The following is a 16,036-nucleotide window of genomic DNA, read 5'->3' on the forward strand; positions in this document are numbered from 1 at the left end:
GGTATCGGCTGCAGTTATTCGATGAGGTTCTGCGCGATCGTCTGAATAGCCATGGCGGATTCTTCGCCATCAGATGTAGAGAGACTCATGGTGCGACCGTCGGGTAGCTGTAGTGATGCCTCTACATGTTTCTGACCATCGTGCTGAGTATCGGTGAGCTGAAGCCGTTTCAAAACCCGCCAGGGCAGCGACACCTGTCGCATTCCTGTGTTGAGCGTGAAGAGCTGTCCGTAAGGCACCATGTAGAGCACTTTCTCATTGAGGTGCACGCCGCCCTCAAACACGAAAAGAGCATCTTTTTGTGCGTCCATGAGTGCCGTGCGTGCTGCGTACCAGAGGGCGATCGCTACGACGACGCAAATCGCACCGAATGCGATTTGAACATTGATATTCTCTGGAAACGCTTTGACACCTATTCGGATGCCAACCGATGTGCAAAGCAAAGCGACAAACCCGATCCCGCACTCAACCAAAGTACCGGCAGATTGGGGCAGTCGGGCAAAACAGCAAGTCACTTGGTTGCCGTATTGCGGCAAATCGGGGCATTCAATAAAGCGATCGTCGTTTGTATTTAACATAGTTCTACCGGCATTGCCGCGATATCGGTGGTTCGATCTCAACTTGATCGACGGTTGGGTACTTGGCAGTATTGCGGGATGCCTTGGAGCGAATCCCAGTCAGTTTGTACGACTATTGGTTTCGTTTGGTATACCCACTTGGGTTGCGAACGACGTAGTCGCAGCAAGTGGTTAGATAGTGAATCACTTTTTCAGGATCGCCACCGAAGTTTGTATCGAACTTGATTTCACGACCCTTGCTTGGCTCGACGCGAACCACCAGAACCATCCCAGCGTCGCGGTGCGGAAAGAACTCCAAGGTTAGTACCTTGTTGATTTCGTTCCAGAGTAGCGTTTGCGAGGAGTTTCTCCGGATAATCTCGATACCCTCAGCAAACACCGCGATTCCCCAGCGAGCCCCAAAAGTCTTGTGGAACAGGACATAGAGACCCCCCATCAGTAACAATCCACCGAAGGCACCCATCACAAGTCCGCCAGCGAGATGCGACCCTTCCGGCTTTAGTAGCAATAGCAACGACCAGAAGAGGGTCAGCGCTCCAAAGACAGCCATGCCGCCCCCCACAAGAGAATCGGACCCTGAAGGCGAGCTTTCTGCAACGCAGGCGGCCAACGGCTCGCCAGCAAAGGGATGGGCGTATGAAGGCTCGACCGGCGGAGTCACTTCGGTCGAGCAGTCGTCGAGGTCATCAGCGAGCGTAGAGTCGAGAATCGAAGGGCTAGCAGTCGTCATTCCGAAGGTCCCGCCTTGCGTGAGTGGCATATCCGCAAGACTAGGTCGTAGAGGCTCCCTGTCAAATTCTTCGGAAAATAAATGTCTAAGATATCTCCACTACCAGCGGCCACCACACTACTATTGCCGCTTGTGGCTTAGCCGTTCCCGCGAACCCGGACGAATCATGTAAGTCTCGCAAGCCAATCTTGCGTCCCGATCACTTCGCTGATGAACATCTGCTGTGCGACCAGTGTGGAGGTTTGCAACTGCTCGCCGGTGGCGGCGCCCGCCTCGTTCTCTACATCCAGAGTTCCCGTAGCATCGCTGAGGAACTCGACTTTCAAACCTCGATGAGCTCCCTGTCGGGCTGTCGTGTCGCAACAGATGTGCGTCATGTAACCGGCAATGCTAATCGTGTCCGCGCCGACGCTCTCCAGCCACTCAGCCAAGCTGGTATTGGTAAACGAGCCCGGTAGCTGTTTGTCGATGACGACATCCTTGGGGCGTTGCTCCACCTCGGGATGAAGCTGCCACATGTCGGAATTCAGTTGAAAGATTGGTGACTCAGGATCGGCTTGATGGTGTCGCACCACTGCCGTCGGCACGCCCGCCTTGGCGGCTTCGTCCATTACCCGCAGAATGGTCTCCAGATGCCCCGCTGGATGTGTGATTGGCAGCGCACCATCAAAATACTCGCGCTGTACGTCGATGACCAAGAGTGCTCGTGACATGTTGGGATTGCCTTCGTTCGATGAATTGTGATTGAAAGGGACTGGGAACTACGCTAGCCGGGAGAAACGATATACCGCCTGACGGCGCCGAGTAAGAGCAAAGCAGATCATCCATCCCAGGTGGCCAATGAGCCGCGCTGGTTCGGGTACTGCCAACACTCCTTTGAGAGCTGTACTGCTGAGGACACCCGACTCGCCTTGCCAGATCAAGAGGTCTTTCCCTGTAACTGCGCCGTCACCATTGGCGTCGCCATCTTGATCCATCGCGCCAGTGGCCGCTCCGTAGCCAGTTTGCCATAGCCCAAGGTCACTAACGTCAACCAAATTATTATGGTCGAAATCCGCTTGTAGAGCCGGCCCGTAGAGAAACTGAATTCCCGCGATGTCGTCGGGGTCCAACTCGCGATTCACAAATTGAAAGCAATCGAAATGAGCCGACATGACCGAGCAGACATCTGAGTGCGCCAACCCCAAGGCGTGTCCGACTTCATGCAGCAAGAGGCTCTCGAAGTCGTTAAAGATTTGAATCGGGTCGCCCTCTTCGCCGGGGTCGAAGAAGAACGTGTTGTTGGAATTCAGAAGCACGTCTCCCTCCAGCGATCCACCATTGGGAGGTGGCGCGTATCCGACGCCTCCGGCAGAGCCAGCGATTTCAAAAGCACCGATGCGAATGTGCCCGGTGTTTGACGGCTGGGCATCGATGCCGGCGAAAGGCTCGCCCGAGTCGGAAACGTGCTCGAAATAAATGTTTGCCGCCGACGACCACTTGTCAAAGACTTGCTCGATGGTTGCCAGGGCTGCGCTTTGTCCCAAACCATTGAGGATACTAGAGAGGTCGCTCGTTCCCGTAATGTTGGGATCAGTAAAGGAGGGATCAATCGTCGTGCCATCAGGCATAAGGCTCCAAGTAATGGTCCCGCCGGGCGAACCTGGCGCGAAGATGGCGCCCCACTTGAGGTAATACTCATCCTCTTCTCCCCAAGGGTAGGGGCCAAAGACGTTATAGGCTGACGATGCGTGAACAAGCAGCAACCATAAAGCCATTGAAAAGAAACCGACAAGCAAAGTACGCATTGCGAAGCTCCTTACAGAAATCACGCGTTCAAACAATCTTGGTTCGGGCCTCCGTCCGCAGGGCGGGAGGACGAAATTCTAGCGCATTGTAGACTGTACGCAGGCAGAACTCACCCTTCTACTTAGGGGGCTCCCAGCTGTGCAAGCGGGCCAAGGCGATGACTGCTAGGGGAATTTGGGCTGCTTGCAAAAAAGAGCATGGCAAGGACCCCAAAGCACTCGTTCACTAGAAGCGGTCACGATTCTTTTGCCACCATGCTTTTGCCTCGTCGGAAAAATTGCGCGGTTGGTGGTCGCTTCCTTCGGGAATCCATTGCTGGCCACTAATTCGCTGGGCGGCTAATATCGCTTCGTTGGCGATTGCGGCATAGTGATGGTCTAATCCTGCGGACATGAGCAGGTCCATGCCAGGCTTGCCCTCGAAGCGCTCAATCGCTCGGATGGCTGCCAAGCAGATGTGGTGCGAATCTAGCCCCAAGCTTTGCTTCTTTAAGTACGTGGGGTCACCCAGCAGTGCCAGGGCGACTTCCAAGGCGACTTGGTTCTGTTTCATGCTTGCCTCTGGCAAAGCCTGGGTGATTTCGTCGCGCACAGATTCAACTTCCCTCATTGCTAGAACGAGATACGTGGTCTCTCTCAATCCGGGTTCTTCATCTTTTTGCCATGGGTCCGACGGGTCAGGCAAGACTGGCTCCACACCTATTTCACCACGAGCGATTTTACGCAACAACGGTAGAGCACCAGGGTGCTTGGCGTTGGTGATGATCCTCACCACCCGTGCCTTGTTGTCGTCGGCCCCTTTCTCCAGGAGGACTTTCGCCAGAACGGGTGCCCAGCGTTCCCACATGGCAGCTTCAAGCTTGCTGCCATAACGATGATAGAAGAAGATTCTGCCGGCACCCAACATTGCCTGCTCGTTAGCGGCAATCTTCGTCAACGCTTCTAAGTACTGTTCGGGGGTTACGGTGAGCATCGCCTGGACAGCGATTCGGTCTCTCAGAATCGTGTGGGTCCAGTCCTCATTAAGCGTACCGAGTGCACGGCAAGAGATTTCGGCCAATTCGATGGGGTCCCCGACCGCTTCAGCTAGTCGCCTTCCCTGCTGGACGACGTCCTCGTCTTCTGAATTCGCGTTCGCACCTTCCGGCTCAACCTGAGCCCAGCCTTCTTTGGCAGCTAGTGTAAGCAGATCACGAGCCTGTTCCGGATAAAAGCTCTTGAAGAGTGTATCTGCATCCTTGGTGCGCTGCTCTTCGGCAAGTTGCTCGCGTCGATACGCATCATATTTTGAGTACCACTCCGGTATCACGGAATCTGCCTTATTGAGAATCGAGAAGTCAGATTTCGACTTCAGTCGCTGGTAGGCACCGAAGGCATTCTCCGTGATCCACTCCTTCTCCCCCCATTGTTCTACTTCCGACTTGTTAGAACGCTCACGCCAGAAGTGCTCAAGCGGCTCCCCCTGGTTCTGGTATTTCTTGCGTTGCTCGTCTGGAAGCGTTGATGTCAGGGCAGATTCTAAGGTGAGAACTACTTTGGTTGCTTCTTCCTTACTTTCCGGCAATCTTGCGCCAGCTACCCACGCATTTGTCGCATCCAGAAATAGCGTATCTCCAGGGACAAGGTATTCGAACCCATTCTCGCTCACACAAAGCATCAGTTCTTGCTTTGCAGCGTCCTTTAGATGAACGAACGTCGTACCTCCGTCACCGTACGTACCAGATTGAACGATTTCTACTGGCGGCGTTAGCGCGAGAGCCTGAGGAGTGCTCACAAGGACCGGCGGAGGGTTCTCCTCATCACCGTCTGCAATTGCAGAGTTCGGCTGCTGATTGGATTGATCTCCCGTGCAGGAACTCAGCAGCAGAATCGTTGAGATCGAACAAGCAGCACATGTGTATTGTTGTAACTTCATCTAAAGTCTCTCCTCGGAGGGAACAGGCTGGAGGAGATTATACTGTTTCTATTGAAGACCATCTGTCTTCTATTTCTGTGCCCGCTTTTGGCCACTCTCCATGATAGAATAGTGGCACGGCGTGTTCTGCTTCCGCACGCGAGCGTCGAGTATTCCTGAAGCTCAGCGCTCCGTCGGCGACTCTTGCTCTGAGTTATGCAAAGCAAAACTCGTCTGACGTTACAGGGTCGTTTTCGACGGAAAGCATTTACCGACAACATGTTAGGAGTAGGATTCTAGGAAACGCGACGGGACTTTTGCTCCTAAAAACACGCATTCTGTGCAAAAGTCGGAGCAAGTGTCCCAACCTGCCGCTTGCGGCTTAGCTGCTATTCTCAGAATGCGTTCTCAACCTGAATAATCTACCGATGGCACAGTCACTGTCGACACGGTTTCCTACGTATCTCCCCCGTCAATCCGCGCCGCGAATTTCTGATACCAGTACGAAGTCACCAGCAGTAAACCACCCAGTACGCCGAGCGCTAACACGCGCAGGATGAGTGGCAGGCTGCTCAGGTCGATCAGGAACACTTTCGCGGCAACAGCTAGTAGTCCAGCCAGACCCACTAGCCGAGCAAGACGATACCTCAACACGAAACCGGCTGCCACCACCGCGGCAGCGTAGACGGCCCACGCAACGGAGTACGCCACGTGTTCTTCGACCGTGCGCGAGCGAAAGTTAATGAGTTGGAACGAGCTGCCCGGGTTCCAGAAGCGATGTACTTCAAAGGTGATGAGAGAAAGCAGAGTGAAATGGCCGAGGATGTGTAGCAGCGAATCCATCTCGAAGCCTTGCTTAATGTCTCCATGGGCAGTCTCGTCGGTCGCTCGCAGCTTACGCTCCACCCAACCGGCCCCAAAGTACAAAGCGGCAACCAGCAGTAGCGACACGCAGCGCACGTTTGCGATCGACCCGGCAGCTTGGTCGAGCCTTGCTCCTTCGCGAATCGCATAACCGCCTACCATGAGCAGGCTCACCAGTAAGGCATAGTGGCGAACCGAATTAATGCGTGTGCGATAGGCTGCCACCCACAATAGCGCTGCGTCGAGAGTCCACAGAATAAGAATCGTGCGCCCGTCCCACTGGCAACACATCGAAAGCAGCGCGAGGATGTTGCCTACCGCCAACAGCAATCCGCCCGTTTCAGTGCCGACCGTCAGACCCAACAGGCTGCCTCCCACGACATCAGGGTCGGCATCATTAGGCCGGTCAGCAGAAAACTTCGGCACCCACCAGTAACAAGTTCCCGCAGCCATTGTGCCTAGTGCGACCACCAAACCGGTGAGGAAGCGGCGATCGAGATTCATGCCGTGGAGCATTTCCGCGGGAGCATTGAAGTCGAACATCACCACTCGGAATATCGCCAGGCCAAGCACTAGTGCGCCGGTCGCTTTCATCTGATCGTCGCGGAAGTACAAACCGATGGCTGTGAAGACGAGCCCCTCCGCAGCCCAGGCGTAGGCGAGATAGTTCGTCGCGTTCTCCAGTTGCAATGGAATCGCGAGCGTAAAGAACACAGCAGCCATCGCGAGCTGCACACGCGGCATGCGATCGGAATTGGTTAGGCGTCGGTAACTCACTGCAAACAAGGCGAAGTGCAGCGCAGACATGCCCCAACAAACGAGCGCCATTTGTTGGTCGGGCCGCTGACGGAATAACAGCCAGGTGGTTCCCACAAACCACAGGGAGTTGGCCGCGAGGGTTGCCAACTCGAAGCCTCTAGACCGATGCTTCCAAACTAGCGCTGGCAGTGTCGTGGCCAGTAAGAACAGCACCGCGTGAACGATCACCATTTGCTCAAACGGCCACACGGCAGACTGTGCAGTTCGAGACCAGAGTAGAAACATCAGCATCGTGGCGCCCAGTGCCAACGGTTTCAAGAACCGCCAGGGGCGAATCGTGGCCACAACCAGCAGCGCCAAATTCAAGAAGAATAGGTAGCTGAATGTGAGTTGAAAGTCTTCGACCGATTGAAGCCGCTTTTGTTGCAAGAGCGGAATTACATACCCGCCCAGCGCGCCCATCACAGCTACGGGCAAGCTGTTGTAGCGCACGGCAATCGCTACCGCGCCAGCGGTGATAAGCGTGCAGTCGAGCAGCGTCATTAGCCGACTCGAGTCGCCCCATAATTTGTAATGGTGTTCCATCGCGAACGCGCTGGCATAAAGAATGAAAATGCCCAGCCCGGCCACGCTGCGGGCGAGCAGCGGAAGATTTCGCTTTCGCAAGAACAACGCTGCACCCAACACAGCAAGGCCAGAGAGGTGGAACGTTAGCACTCGAATCCAAGCCGGCAACTCGAAGTGAATCCACGCCCACGGAATGAAGAACGCTACGGCCAAAGCCAGCGATGCCACACCCAACCAAGTCATACCTTGGCCACCGATGAACTTTTCCCAATAGTTCGCGTCGCTCTCGCGAACCCCAGCCGAGCTGAGTCCCAAGCCGTCGGCAACTTGCTGCTTGATCCGGGCAACTTCAATCTCAAACTTACTCGGCTTGTACGTGGTAGAAGTAGTTGAATATGGGGCACTACTGCCAACACTTGGCTGCTTGTCACCGAACATGGTCCATTGCGACTTCACCGCGTCGATCTTCTGCTGGAAAGGACTTTGCTCGGCGGTAGATGCGGGCTCGGCTTCATTCGATAGATCAGACACTTCCGTAAGTACAACAGGTACATTCGAAGGCTCAGCGCGTTCAGCCAGCGGAGGCGGGATGCTAATAATGGGCTGCTTGGGCACAGCGAAATCTGGCGCAGCAGGTTTCGAGGGGGGAGCCTCGCCCGATTGAGATGCGCCGGATGGCTGAGAACCTTGCTCCAACCGCCCCTGCTCCAAGAGCTCGACGCGGCTTTCTAGTTTTTCGAGAGCGGCTTGCAATTTGTGCCAAGGAGGCAACGGTTCCGGCGTTTCAGGCATCACACTTCCTGCCGCGTTGAACTAGTAAATTGGAATTGGCAAAATCAGAAATGGAAAAGTAAAAATAATCGAAGGACTCTCAAAGTTTAGCTCAGCAATCGGGCCGCGTGCCGGCTTAGCAATCACGCAGGTACTCGTCGTCCGTTGCCCTAAACACCGCAGACTCCCGTGGAAGTGATTGGAGCCGGAAACAGTCAGCGAATTCCGCAGCGATCATCTCTTGCTGTTCACCTACTCCGCACCATTTTGCGAGCAAGCCAACAACTCGTTCCGGCGAGACGCCTGCCTCACGGTAGTAGTCCAGGCGCGTATCGCCGTGGCGTTTGGCAAGCCTACGGCCATCTTCGCCAACGACCAAAGGCAAATGTGTATAGCGTGGCGTGTTATCTATTTCAAGCAGGCGCTGTACCAACAACTGACGATGCGTGGAACGCAATAGGTCGTCGCCGCGGACGACTTCGTCAATGCCCTGCCGCGAGTCATCGACCACAACGGCTAGCTGATACGCAGGGAGTCCTACTTTGGTCGCTACGAGGAAGTCACCCACGCTTTGCTCCACGCTGGCGACTTGTGTTCCTGCGAAGGCGTCCTCGAATTGTGTGTCGCCCGGTTCCACGCGCAGCCGCCACGCAGTTCCTTCGCTCTGGTTGGCAAGCCAACTCGTGGGAGTTGGTTCGGCAGGACGGCACGTGCCTGGGTAGCGTGTTTCATGTGAGCTGCCATGCGGCGCAGAGAGCGCGGCTGCTTCGATTTGCTTACGAGTACAACGACACGGATAGATATGCCCTGCTTGAGCGAGTTGCTCAAGCGCTTGCTCGTAAGGCGTATGAACAGCCAGTTGATAGAGCGGCCCTTCGTCCCAATCGAGTCCCAACCATTGCAAGTCATCAATTGCCTGCTGAGCGGCGCCCTCCTTCACACGCGGGCCGTCGAGATCTTCAATGCGTAGCACGATCTTCCAGCCTTGCTGTCGAGCGAGCGCCCAATTCACCAGGAACGTACGCGCATTGCCCAGGTGCAGAGCTCCAGTAGGCGACGGTGCAAGACGAGTACGAGACATGTGAGTGAGATTAAAAAATAGATCGTCTTCAAATCTGGTGTGGCGCTGCCCTTCCACATTAAGCCACGGTGCTTAGACCGCGATGTGATTGACTCGCCGCACCGGCTCCAAAGACGCACTGAGGTTTTATAGACAGGATCGACAAGGTTCACAGGATACGATTGTACCGCTAAAGACTCTGGGAATAGGGCCTCATTATCCCGTCTATCCTATAAATCCGGTCAAATACTGCTCACATGGAGCAAATTACTTGGTCCCGGAGTCCAGTCCGAGTAGACTGGAAAGCAGTGAAGACAATTTCACACTATTGGTAATTCTACACCCCTTATCTGAGTCGCTCGTGCCCCTGCTCTAGGACGGTCCTCTTCACCTTCCCCGGCATGAGTTAGCAGCGCCCAGCATGTATTGCAGTGGGCGACTTATCGCATAACGTCGACTCTAGTTGAGGACTCACCGCTCTCGAACAGGCACCTTGCGGCGTTATTCCGAGTTTCCGAATGCGTCTCCTTCGTAGTATGACTCTAGCCCTCTTCGCTCTTCTCGCGGGCGGAGCTTCCCAAGCTTTTGCGGTTTGGGATCTCCAGTTCACGATTACCAATCGCTCGTCGTTTAGCTCGAGTCAAATCAGCATACTCGATCAGGCACTCCTCGATGCCGAGGCGCTATGGGAGAACAATGTACTCGGCACGCACGACGATGCGGTCGAGACCTTCAGCGTTTCCGTCACTGGGACTTCGAGTGCTTCGGTATTCGCCAATGCGAACAGCACAGGAAATACCATCAGTGGCCCGTTTACGATCAGCACGGGCGGGAGTATGCGGATCAATTTCGGAGTCATCGACGAGTTCTCCGACTTCATGGGCGTCAACGTGATCGACGAGCTCGTCGCCCACGAAGTGGGCCACGCGATGGGCATTGGTACCCTGTGGGGTTCCAACGGTGTCTATGCACCTGGATCGGGAGAGTACACCGGCGAGCACGGCTTGCGTGCCTACAAGGAAGACTTCGATCAGGATGCCACCTTCATCCCTGTTGAGCTAGGCGGTGCCGGTGCCGGCACGAACAATGCCCATTGGGATCAACTGATGCGTTCCGGAGGTGAGGCGGGCACGTTCGACCCGAACAATCCGTTCGCACTTGATCCCACGATTGGCATTACCGACCAACAGGGGCGTGACCTGAGTTTCGAACTCATGACCGGGGCGATCGACCCCGACTACGGCGAACCCTTTCTCGCTAGATTCACTGTGCAATCGCTGCGCGACATCGGTTACCAAGTCGTGCCAGAGCCAACGGCTCTGTTGCTAGCCCTTAGCGGGCTGGCTTTGTTGGGTCGCCGCCGCGGTCTCTGAGCCGCAGTGTTGCAGTCACGTACTTGTGACATTGCTGTTACAATTTGCGGAAACATTTCCGGCTGTGCGGGGTGTAGAATACACCGACGGGTATTTCTACCGGCCTTGGCGACCCACCTCGGGAGACAAATCGATGAACCGCAACCAGTTAGACATTGCTCACTCGAATAGTCCCCGCTTGGATCACGCGACGACAGCCGGAGTGAGCCGTCGTCGCTTCCTGAACCTTTCTGCCGCGGGACTAGCAACATTGCCGGCCGGTGCGTTTGCGCAGCTTGTTGCCGATGGCCAGCAGCTTGCCACCACGCCTCGCGCGACTGAGGGGCCGTTTTACCCCGATCACTTGCCGCTGGACACAGACAACGATCTGCTCATCATCAACGACAAGCTCACCCCCGCTGTGGGAGAGATCACGCACCTGGGTGGACGAGTACTCGATCAGTCGGGTGCACCCATGCGGAATGTCGTCGTCGAAATCTGGCAAGTCGATGGCAACGGCGTGTATCTCCATAGTCGCAGTGGCGGACGTGCGAAACGCGACACCAATTTCCAAGGCTTCGGTCGTTTTCTCACCAACCGCAAGGGCGAATATTACTTTCGCACTGTCAAGCCGGTGACGTACCCGGGCCGCACGCCGCACATTCATTTTGCGATCAACCGTGGTGATCGTCGTTTACTCACCACGCAAATGTACGTGAAGGGCGCAAAGCAAAACGAGCGAGACGGAATACTTTCACGGATCCACGATGCCGGGCAGCGAAAGAACATTCTCGTCGATTTCAAGCCGCTCCCCGAGTCGAAAACGGGTGAACTGGTCGCCAACTTCGACATTGTGTTGGGGAAGACGCCTGAAGACGGATAGCTCCACTCGCCGATAGCCGGCGAGCTACGCCTCGCCCGGCCCCGTCCTAGTCCCCAGCCGAGCGGCACCGGTCGAGGCGTAGCTCGACGGCTATTACGTGAGCTTTCTGAATGAATTCTGGGTAAACTGCCACACAAGCGGTGTCTTATCTACAAACCGCCGGATTCTTCTGAACAAAGATCGCCTGACTAGGAACCTGCTCCCTTGGACGCCGCAACGCTGGCACAGCTGCTGGACCAACATGCCGCCGCGCTCGAGTTGTACGCTGCCCAGTGGGCACCTACGCCCGAAGATTGTGTGCAGGAAGCGTTCGTGGAACTTGCGCAGCAGAGGCAAGCACCGAAAAATCCTGCGGCATGGCTCTATCGCGTGGTGAGGAACCGAGCACTCAACGCGGCCCGCGCACAGCGCCGTCGAGTTGGTTACGAGCAAATTGCAGCGAGATTACGCAGCGAACAACAAGCAGGTGCGACTCACCAGGAATCAACAGTCGCCGAAGCGTTAGCTGAATTGGAAGAAGAGTCGCGCGAGATTGTTATGCTCCGTCTGTGGAGTGGACTCACGTGGCGCGAGATCGCTGAAGTGAGCGGCGTGCCCGCCAGTTCCGCCCAGCGCTGTTATGCAGAAGCCCTCTTACAACTACAAAAACTTTTTGAAGTAAAAGTGTAGCACGACACTCCGTGTCGTGGATTGTTGGCAGCCTACGACACGGAGTGTCGTGCCACACTGCTGCCGCATTAGACCGACTTTGGTTGGAGAAGAATCATGCCTGATGAACATCCACTACCCGCTGAACTTTCTGCGTTGGAAGCCCAGCTCGCAGCATTCACTCCTGCTGATAGTCGGCTTGATCGCGATGCGCTGATGTATGAGTTGGGTTATACCACGGCGCTGCGTGAAAGTGGCGCGAACCCCCAGCTTACGCTGGGGGCTAGGGGTTTGACTGACGACGTTTCCGATGCAACCCTGGCCCCTGGCGCAAGCCAGGGGTTCACCCCGCGAATCGCGATCTCCTCACTCGCCAGCGCCGCCGTGGCGGCTTGTGTTGCTGTGCTTGTGACGCGTGCCGTGATGACTCCCACGATTGTTGATCCGGCCCCTCAGATTGCCGACGTTGCCAACGAGTCAGGCGACATAGAGATTGTTGAGCTTGTTGAAGCTACCGAACCCCCAGCTCGCGCTGGGGGCTATGGTGGCGCAGGCTATCTTCCTGAGAGTTTTACTTCTGAGAGTTACGAAAGCCCCCGACGTTTCTCGCAACAATACAGGATGCTCGCCCTTCGAGATTCCATTCTCCGCGGCGAGGAGATCATACCTTCTCGAAACGAATCGCTAACCAACGTCAGTTACGATCCCCCCAAGACCGCCCGTGAGCTTCGCGCAGAGTTTCTACCAGCACGCGAGGTCGCGCCTACAAACATTGATTGGCGATCTAGCGGCTGGAAGTGGTTCAAGCAGTTCAGCCCTCAGGGAGAAACCATATGAGTATGAATGTAAGCAGTAGGCAGGCGGCAGTGGGCAGTGGGAAAAGTCGAAAAAGTTGGAGCACGTGCTTTACTGCCCCCTGCCGACTTCAGACTGCCCACTGTTTCCGCGTCTTAGCCGTGGCATTTTCAATAATGTCTGCCCCATCACAAGCGGAACTCATCGTCGTCGAAGAAGACACCGACGGGGGCCACCTCACCACCTTCAAAATGACCATCAGCCCCGCCGCGGAACCTGTCCCCGCGCTCAAGCATCGGTTGGTCGCTCGCGAGATTGATATGAAGCAGGGCAACGCGGTGCCGTACTATTACCGCGCACTCATGGGCGTTTCGCGTGATGACAAAGTCTTGCGGAAGAAATATGGCGATGCTTACGACGAATGGCGTCGCCCTGCTGATGTACCACTTAGTGACCTGCCACTCGATAAAGTTCGGCAAGCTGCCAATGCTTGGCAGGGCAGCGTGATGGAGAATCTACGCGAAGCCACACTCCGAAGAGAATGCAACTGGGAGTGGGATGTGCAAGCGATGCGTGGCCCTGATTTGATTGCATTCCTGCTCGAAGAGATTCAAGAAAGCCGCATCGTTTCGCGAGTTCTCAGCCTACGGACACGACTAGCCATGGCGGAGAGGGATTATCAACGTGCCATCGACGAGTTGCGGATGAACTACCGCCTCGGTCGTGACGTAGCCAAAGAGCCGCTCTTAATCTGTGACCTCGTTGGTATCGCGATTTGCAGTACCGGCAATCATTCACTGATCGAACTCATCGCCCAACCTAATTCCCCCAACCTTTACTGGGCGATCGCCGAACTCCCCAAACCAATGGTCAGCGTACGAGAATCGATGCGCACGGAGATGTCGCTCGGGCTGCGCACCTTTCCCTTCATCCTCGATGCGGAAACCGCCGAGCATTCGCCCGAAGAGTGGGCTCGGCTGTTGGCTAATGCAGTCATCGAGCAGCAGCAACTTACTACCGGCGGGCTGCGGGACGACGAGCAAGGCCGTCTGATGGCCCGTTTTGGAATGACCGCCATGTCTGCGGTTGCTTACCCTGCGGCAAAGCAGCGATTGATTGATAGCGGCATGGATCCGCAGCGCGTTGAAGGAATGCCGGTCGGTAAGGTCGTGTCCGTCGATGCTCTTCGCGTCTACCGCCGGATTGCTGACGATATCGAAAAATGGTCTTACGTTCCTTACCGTGAATCAAGGAAGCACAGTATGTCTGATGCATTCAAAAGCTCCTCAACGGTCGCTTCCTACAACGGGTTTGGGTACGTCCTAGCCAATTCGCTTTTGCCTGCCGTCCAAGCGGCTCGTCAAGCCGAGCAACGACTACTCTGGAACACCCTCGGAATTCAGACGGTCGAGGCCATTCGAATGCACGCCGCAGAGACAGGCAAGCTGCCGGAAAAGCTTTCCGAAATCGAAATCGTTCCCGTGCCGCGCAATCCTGTTACCGATGAGTTTTACGAATATGAACTACGAGGCGAGACCGCGACGGTTGACTTGCCCTTTAGCGATGGGTTCGCCGGCATCGCGTGGCGGTTTGAGATTACGTTGGCACCGTAGGGTCCGCTGCGCGGACCGAATAAACAGTATGAAGTTCCTTACCTCACTTTTGAACCTCTAACTTGGTCCGCACAGCGGACCCTACAATCATGAACCGCCGCATTGCAATATTCTCTTGCCTGTTTGTCGCGCTACTCACGCCTGCTGAAGCAGCCGAGCCGGGGTTGGAATCTCAGGGTTCCCACGCTGCGATTCACCCCTTCCTGGGTGACGACGTTGTTGCGATGGCATTCGTCGATGTGCGGGCCGTGGACATCGAAGCCGCGCTCCAGCTCTCCGAAAAGTCGGGCTGGCTCTACCCCGAGGATGTCAAAGAGTTTCGCCAGAGTAGCGACCATGTTGAGCAAGTGATGAAAAGCCTCACCGATGCTGGGCTGGAAAGAATTTATGCCGTCGCGCGCATGAGCGACGTGCAATACACCGCACCGCTGTTCATCATCCCAGTAGCCGAAGGGGGCGATCCGGAAGCATTGAGGAAACAGCTGCGCGATTTGCCTGACATGCCTTTTCAGTGGGAGCGCACAGAAACCGAGAATATTCTCCTAGGAGCACTGAGCGATAAGCAAGGAGCGCTCGCTCACTTAGCGGCTCTTTCCGACGAGCCACCTCGTCAAGCCGTTCTCGACGCCCTCACGGCACTCGGTAACGACAATGCGGGAGTAATGATTTTCGGCGACTCAGACACTCGTCGCGTCGTGCGCGAGATGTTGCCCGCCCTTCCCGCACCGTTTACGGACATCGATGGCAAGCTCATTGCCGATGGACTTGCCTGGGGTGGCGCGTCACTCAATCTGCCTCCTCACTTGAATGCCGCAGTCAGTATTCAAGCCAACACGTCTGAAGCTAGAACGAAGATCGAAGGGGCAATCAATCGCGCGCTGGCACTCGGCAATGGTTTTCTGCTCGCTCAATCCAAGCAAGCTGAGGACGGCGACGCGTTTAGAAAACTGGCCGACGCTGCAGGGAGGCTGAAAGCGGTAACTACTGACAACCGCGTGACGCTGTCGCTTGGTGATGACGATGCGGAGGTCGCCGCGCTAGTAGAGCTCCTGGGCAAACCAGTTCGCGAAGCCCGGAAGGCAGCGTATCACTCGCAACGCATGAACAACTTCAAACAGATGGCCTTGGCTATTCTCAACTACGAATCAGCCAACGGAATGTGCCCGCCCCGAGCGATCTACAGCGAAGAGGGCAAGCCGCTGTTGAGTTGGCGTGTAGCCGTCCTGCCGTACATGGACCAGCAAGCACTCTATAACCAGTTCCACCTCGACGAACCCTGGAATAGTGAGCACAATCTGAAATTCGCTGAGACCGTCGTGCCTGTCTATCGAGATCCTGACCCGTCGATTCGTCGGGAGCTCAAAGAACATTTCTATACGACTTACCTTGGCGTTGCCGGCCCAGGAACCGTTTTTCAAGGTGCCGAGGGCGTGAAATACAAAGAGATCACCGATGGCACTTCCAATACGGCGCTCATTGTCGAGGTCACGCCTGATCGTGCCGTACCCTGGACGAAGCCTGCCGATTGGGAGGTTGATAGGAAAAAGCCATTTCAGGGCGTTCAGCGCAAGGACCGCGACGGATTTGTCACCGTGTTTTGCGACGGCGCTGCATACTACTATTCGACGAAGGATGAAGTACAACGCAAGAACTGGCCAAAGATTCTCACGATTGCCGACGGCTCGGTATTGGAACGGTAGTCGCACCCTTCCAGATTTCGCCGCCTAGCTTGCTC

General features: G+C 55.7%; 13 protein-coding genes. 6 read left to right on the top strand and 7 right to left on the bottom strand.

Translation table 11 applies throughout. The features are described from left to right. Positions 1-14: 14 nt before the first annotated feature. The 7 genes from HG15A2_RS00255 to gluQRS form a co-directional block, all read right to left on the bottom strand. Positions 15-578, bottom strand: coding sequence for a hypothetical protein (locus HG15A2_RS00255; RefSeq protein WP_145056692.1), 564 nt, complete (start codon positions 576-578; stop codon positions 15-17). Between the two features lie 112 nt (positions 579-690). Further along, complete coding sequence (locus HG15A2_RS00260) at positions 691-1,338, bottom strand: hypothetical protein (protein ID WP_218932211.1); 648 nt, start codon at positions 1,336-1,338, stop codon at positions 691-693. Positions 1,339-1,472: 134 nt separating this feature from the next. Continuing rightward, on the bottom strand, positions 1,473-2,021 hold the full coding sequence (locus tag HG15A2_RS00265) for a cysteine hydrolase family protein (RefSeq protein ID WP_145056696.1): 549 nt from the start codon (positions 2,019-2,021) through the stop codon (positions 1,473-1,475). 48 nt (positions 2,022-2,069) lie between these two features. Next, positions 2,070-3,095, bottom strand: coding sequence for a matrixin family metalloprotease (locus HG15A2_RS00270; protein ID WP_145056698.1), 1,026 nt, complete (start codon positions 3,093-3,095; stop codon positions 2,070-2,072). Between the two features lie 226 nt (positions 3,096-3,321). Then, positions 3,322-5,010 (bottom strand): hypothetical protein, encoded by a 1,689-nt coding sequence (locus tag HG15A2_RS00275; protein WP_145056700.1) that lies wholly within the window; start codon positions 5,008-5,010, stop codon positions 3,322-3,324. Between the two features lie 435 nt (positions 5,011-5,445). Then, positions 5,446-7,971, bottom strand: a complete 2,526-nt coding sequence (locus tag HG15A2_RS00280) for a DUF2339 domain-containing protein (protein WP_145056702.1) — start codon at positions 7,969-7,971, stop codon at positions 5,446-5,448. A gap of 115 nt (positions 7,972-8,086) precedes the next feature. Next, positions 8,087-9,031 carry a tRNA glutamyl-Q(34) synthetase GluQRS gene (gene gluQRS, locus HG15A2_RS00285; RefSeq protein ID WP_145056704.1) on the bottom strand — a complete coding sequence of 315 codons (945 nt, stop codon included), beginning with the start codon at positions 9,029-9,031 and terminating at the stop codon, positions 8,087-8,089. Between the two features lie 497 nt (positions 9,032-9,528). On the opposite strand from gluQRS, the gene HG15A2_RS00290 reads away from it, so the two are divergent. The 6 genes from HG15A2_RS00290 (at position 9,529) to HG15A2_RS00315 (ending at position 16,001) form a co-directional block, all read left to right on the top strand. Then, on the top strand, positions 9,529-10,383 hold the full coding sequence (locus HG15A2_RS00290) for a hypothetical protein (protein WP_145056706.1): 855 nt from the start codon (positions 9,529-9,531) through the stop codon (positions 10,381-10,383). Positions 10,384-10,516: 133 nt separating this feature from the next. Continuing rightward, positions 10,517-11,245, top strand: a complete 729-nt coding sequence (locus HG15A2_RS00295) for a dioxygenase family protein (RefSeq protein ID WP_145056708.1) — start codon at positions 10,517-10,519, stop codon at positions 11,243-11,245. A 204-nt stretch (positions 11,246-11,449) separates the two neighbouring features. Next, positions 11,450-11,914, top strand: coding sequence for an RNA polymerase sigma factor (locus HG15A2_RS00300; protein WP_145056709.1), 465 nt, complete (start codon positions 11,450-11,452; stop codon positions 11,912-11,914). Positions 11,915-12,010: 96 nt separating this feature from the next. Further along, positions 12,011-12,730, top strand: a complete 720-nt coding sequence (locus HG15A2_RS00305; protein ID WP_145056711.1) for a hypothetical protein — start codon at positions 12,011-12,013, stop codon at positions 12,728-12,730. A gap of 134 nt (positions 12,731-12,864) precedes the next feature. Next, positions 12,865-14,301 carry a hypothetical protein gene (locus HG15A2_RS00310; protein WP_145056713.1) on the top strand — a complete coding sequence of 479 codons (1,437 nt, stop codon included), beginning with the start codon at positions 12,865-12,867 and terminating at the stop codon, positions 14,299-14,301. 89 nt (positions 14,302-14,390) lie between these two features. Next, positions 14,391-16,001, top strand: a complete 1,611-nt coding sequence (locus HG15A2_RS00315; protein WP_145056715.1) for a DUF1559 family PulG-like putative transporter — start codon at positions 14,391-14,393, stop codon at positions 15,999-16,001. Positions 16,002-16,036 lie beyond the last annotated feature (35 nt).

It is taken from the genome of Adhaeretor mobilis, from assembly GCF_007741515.1.
GTDB classification, from domain to species: Bacteria; Planctomycetota; Planctomycetia; order Pirellulales; family Lacipirellulaceae; genus Adhaeretor; species Adhaeretor mobilis.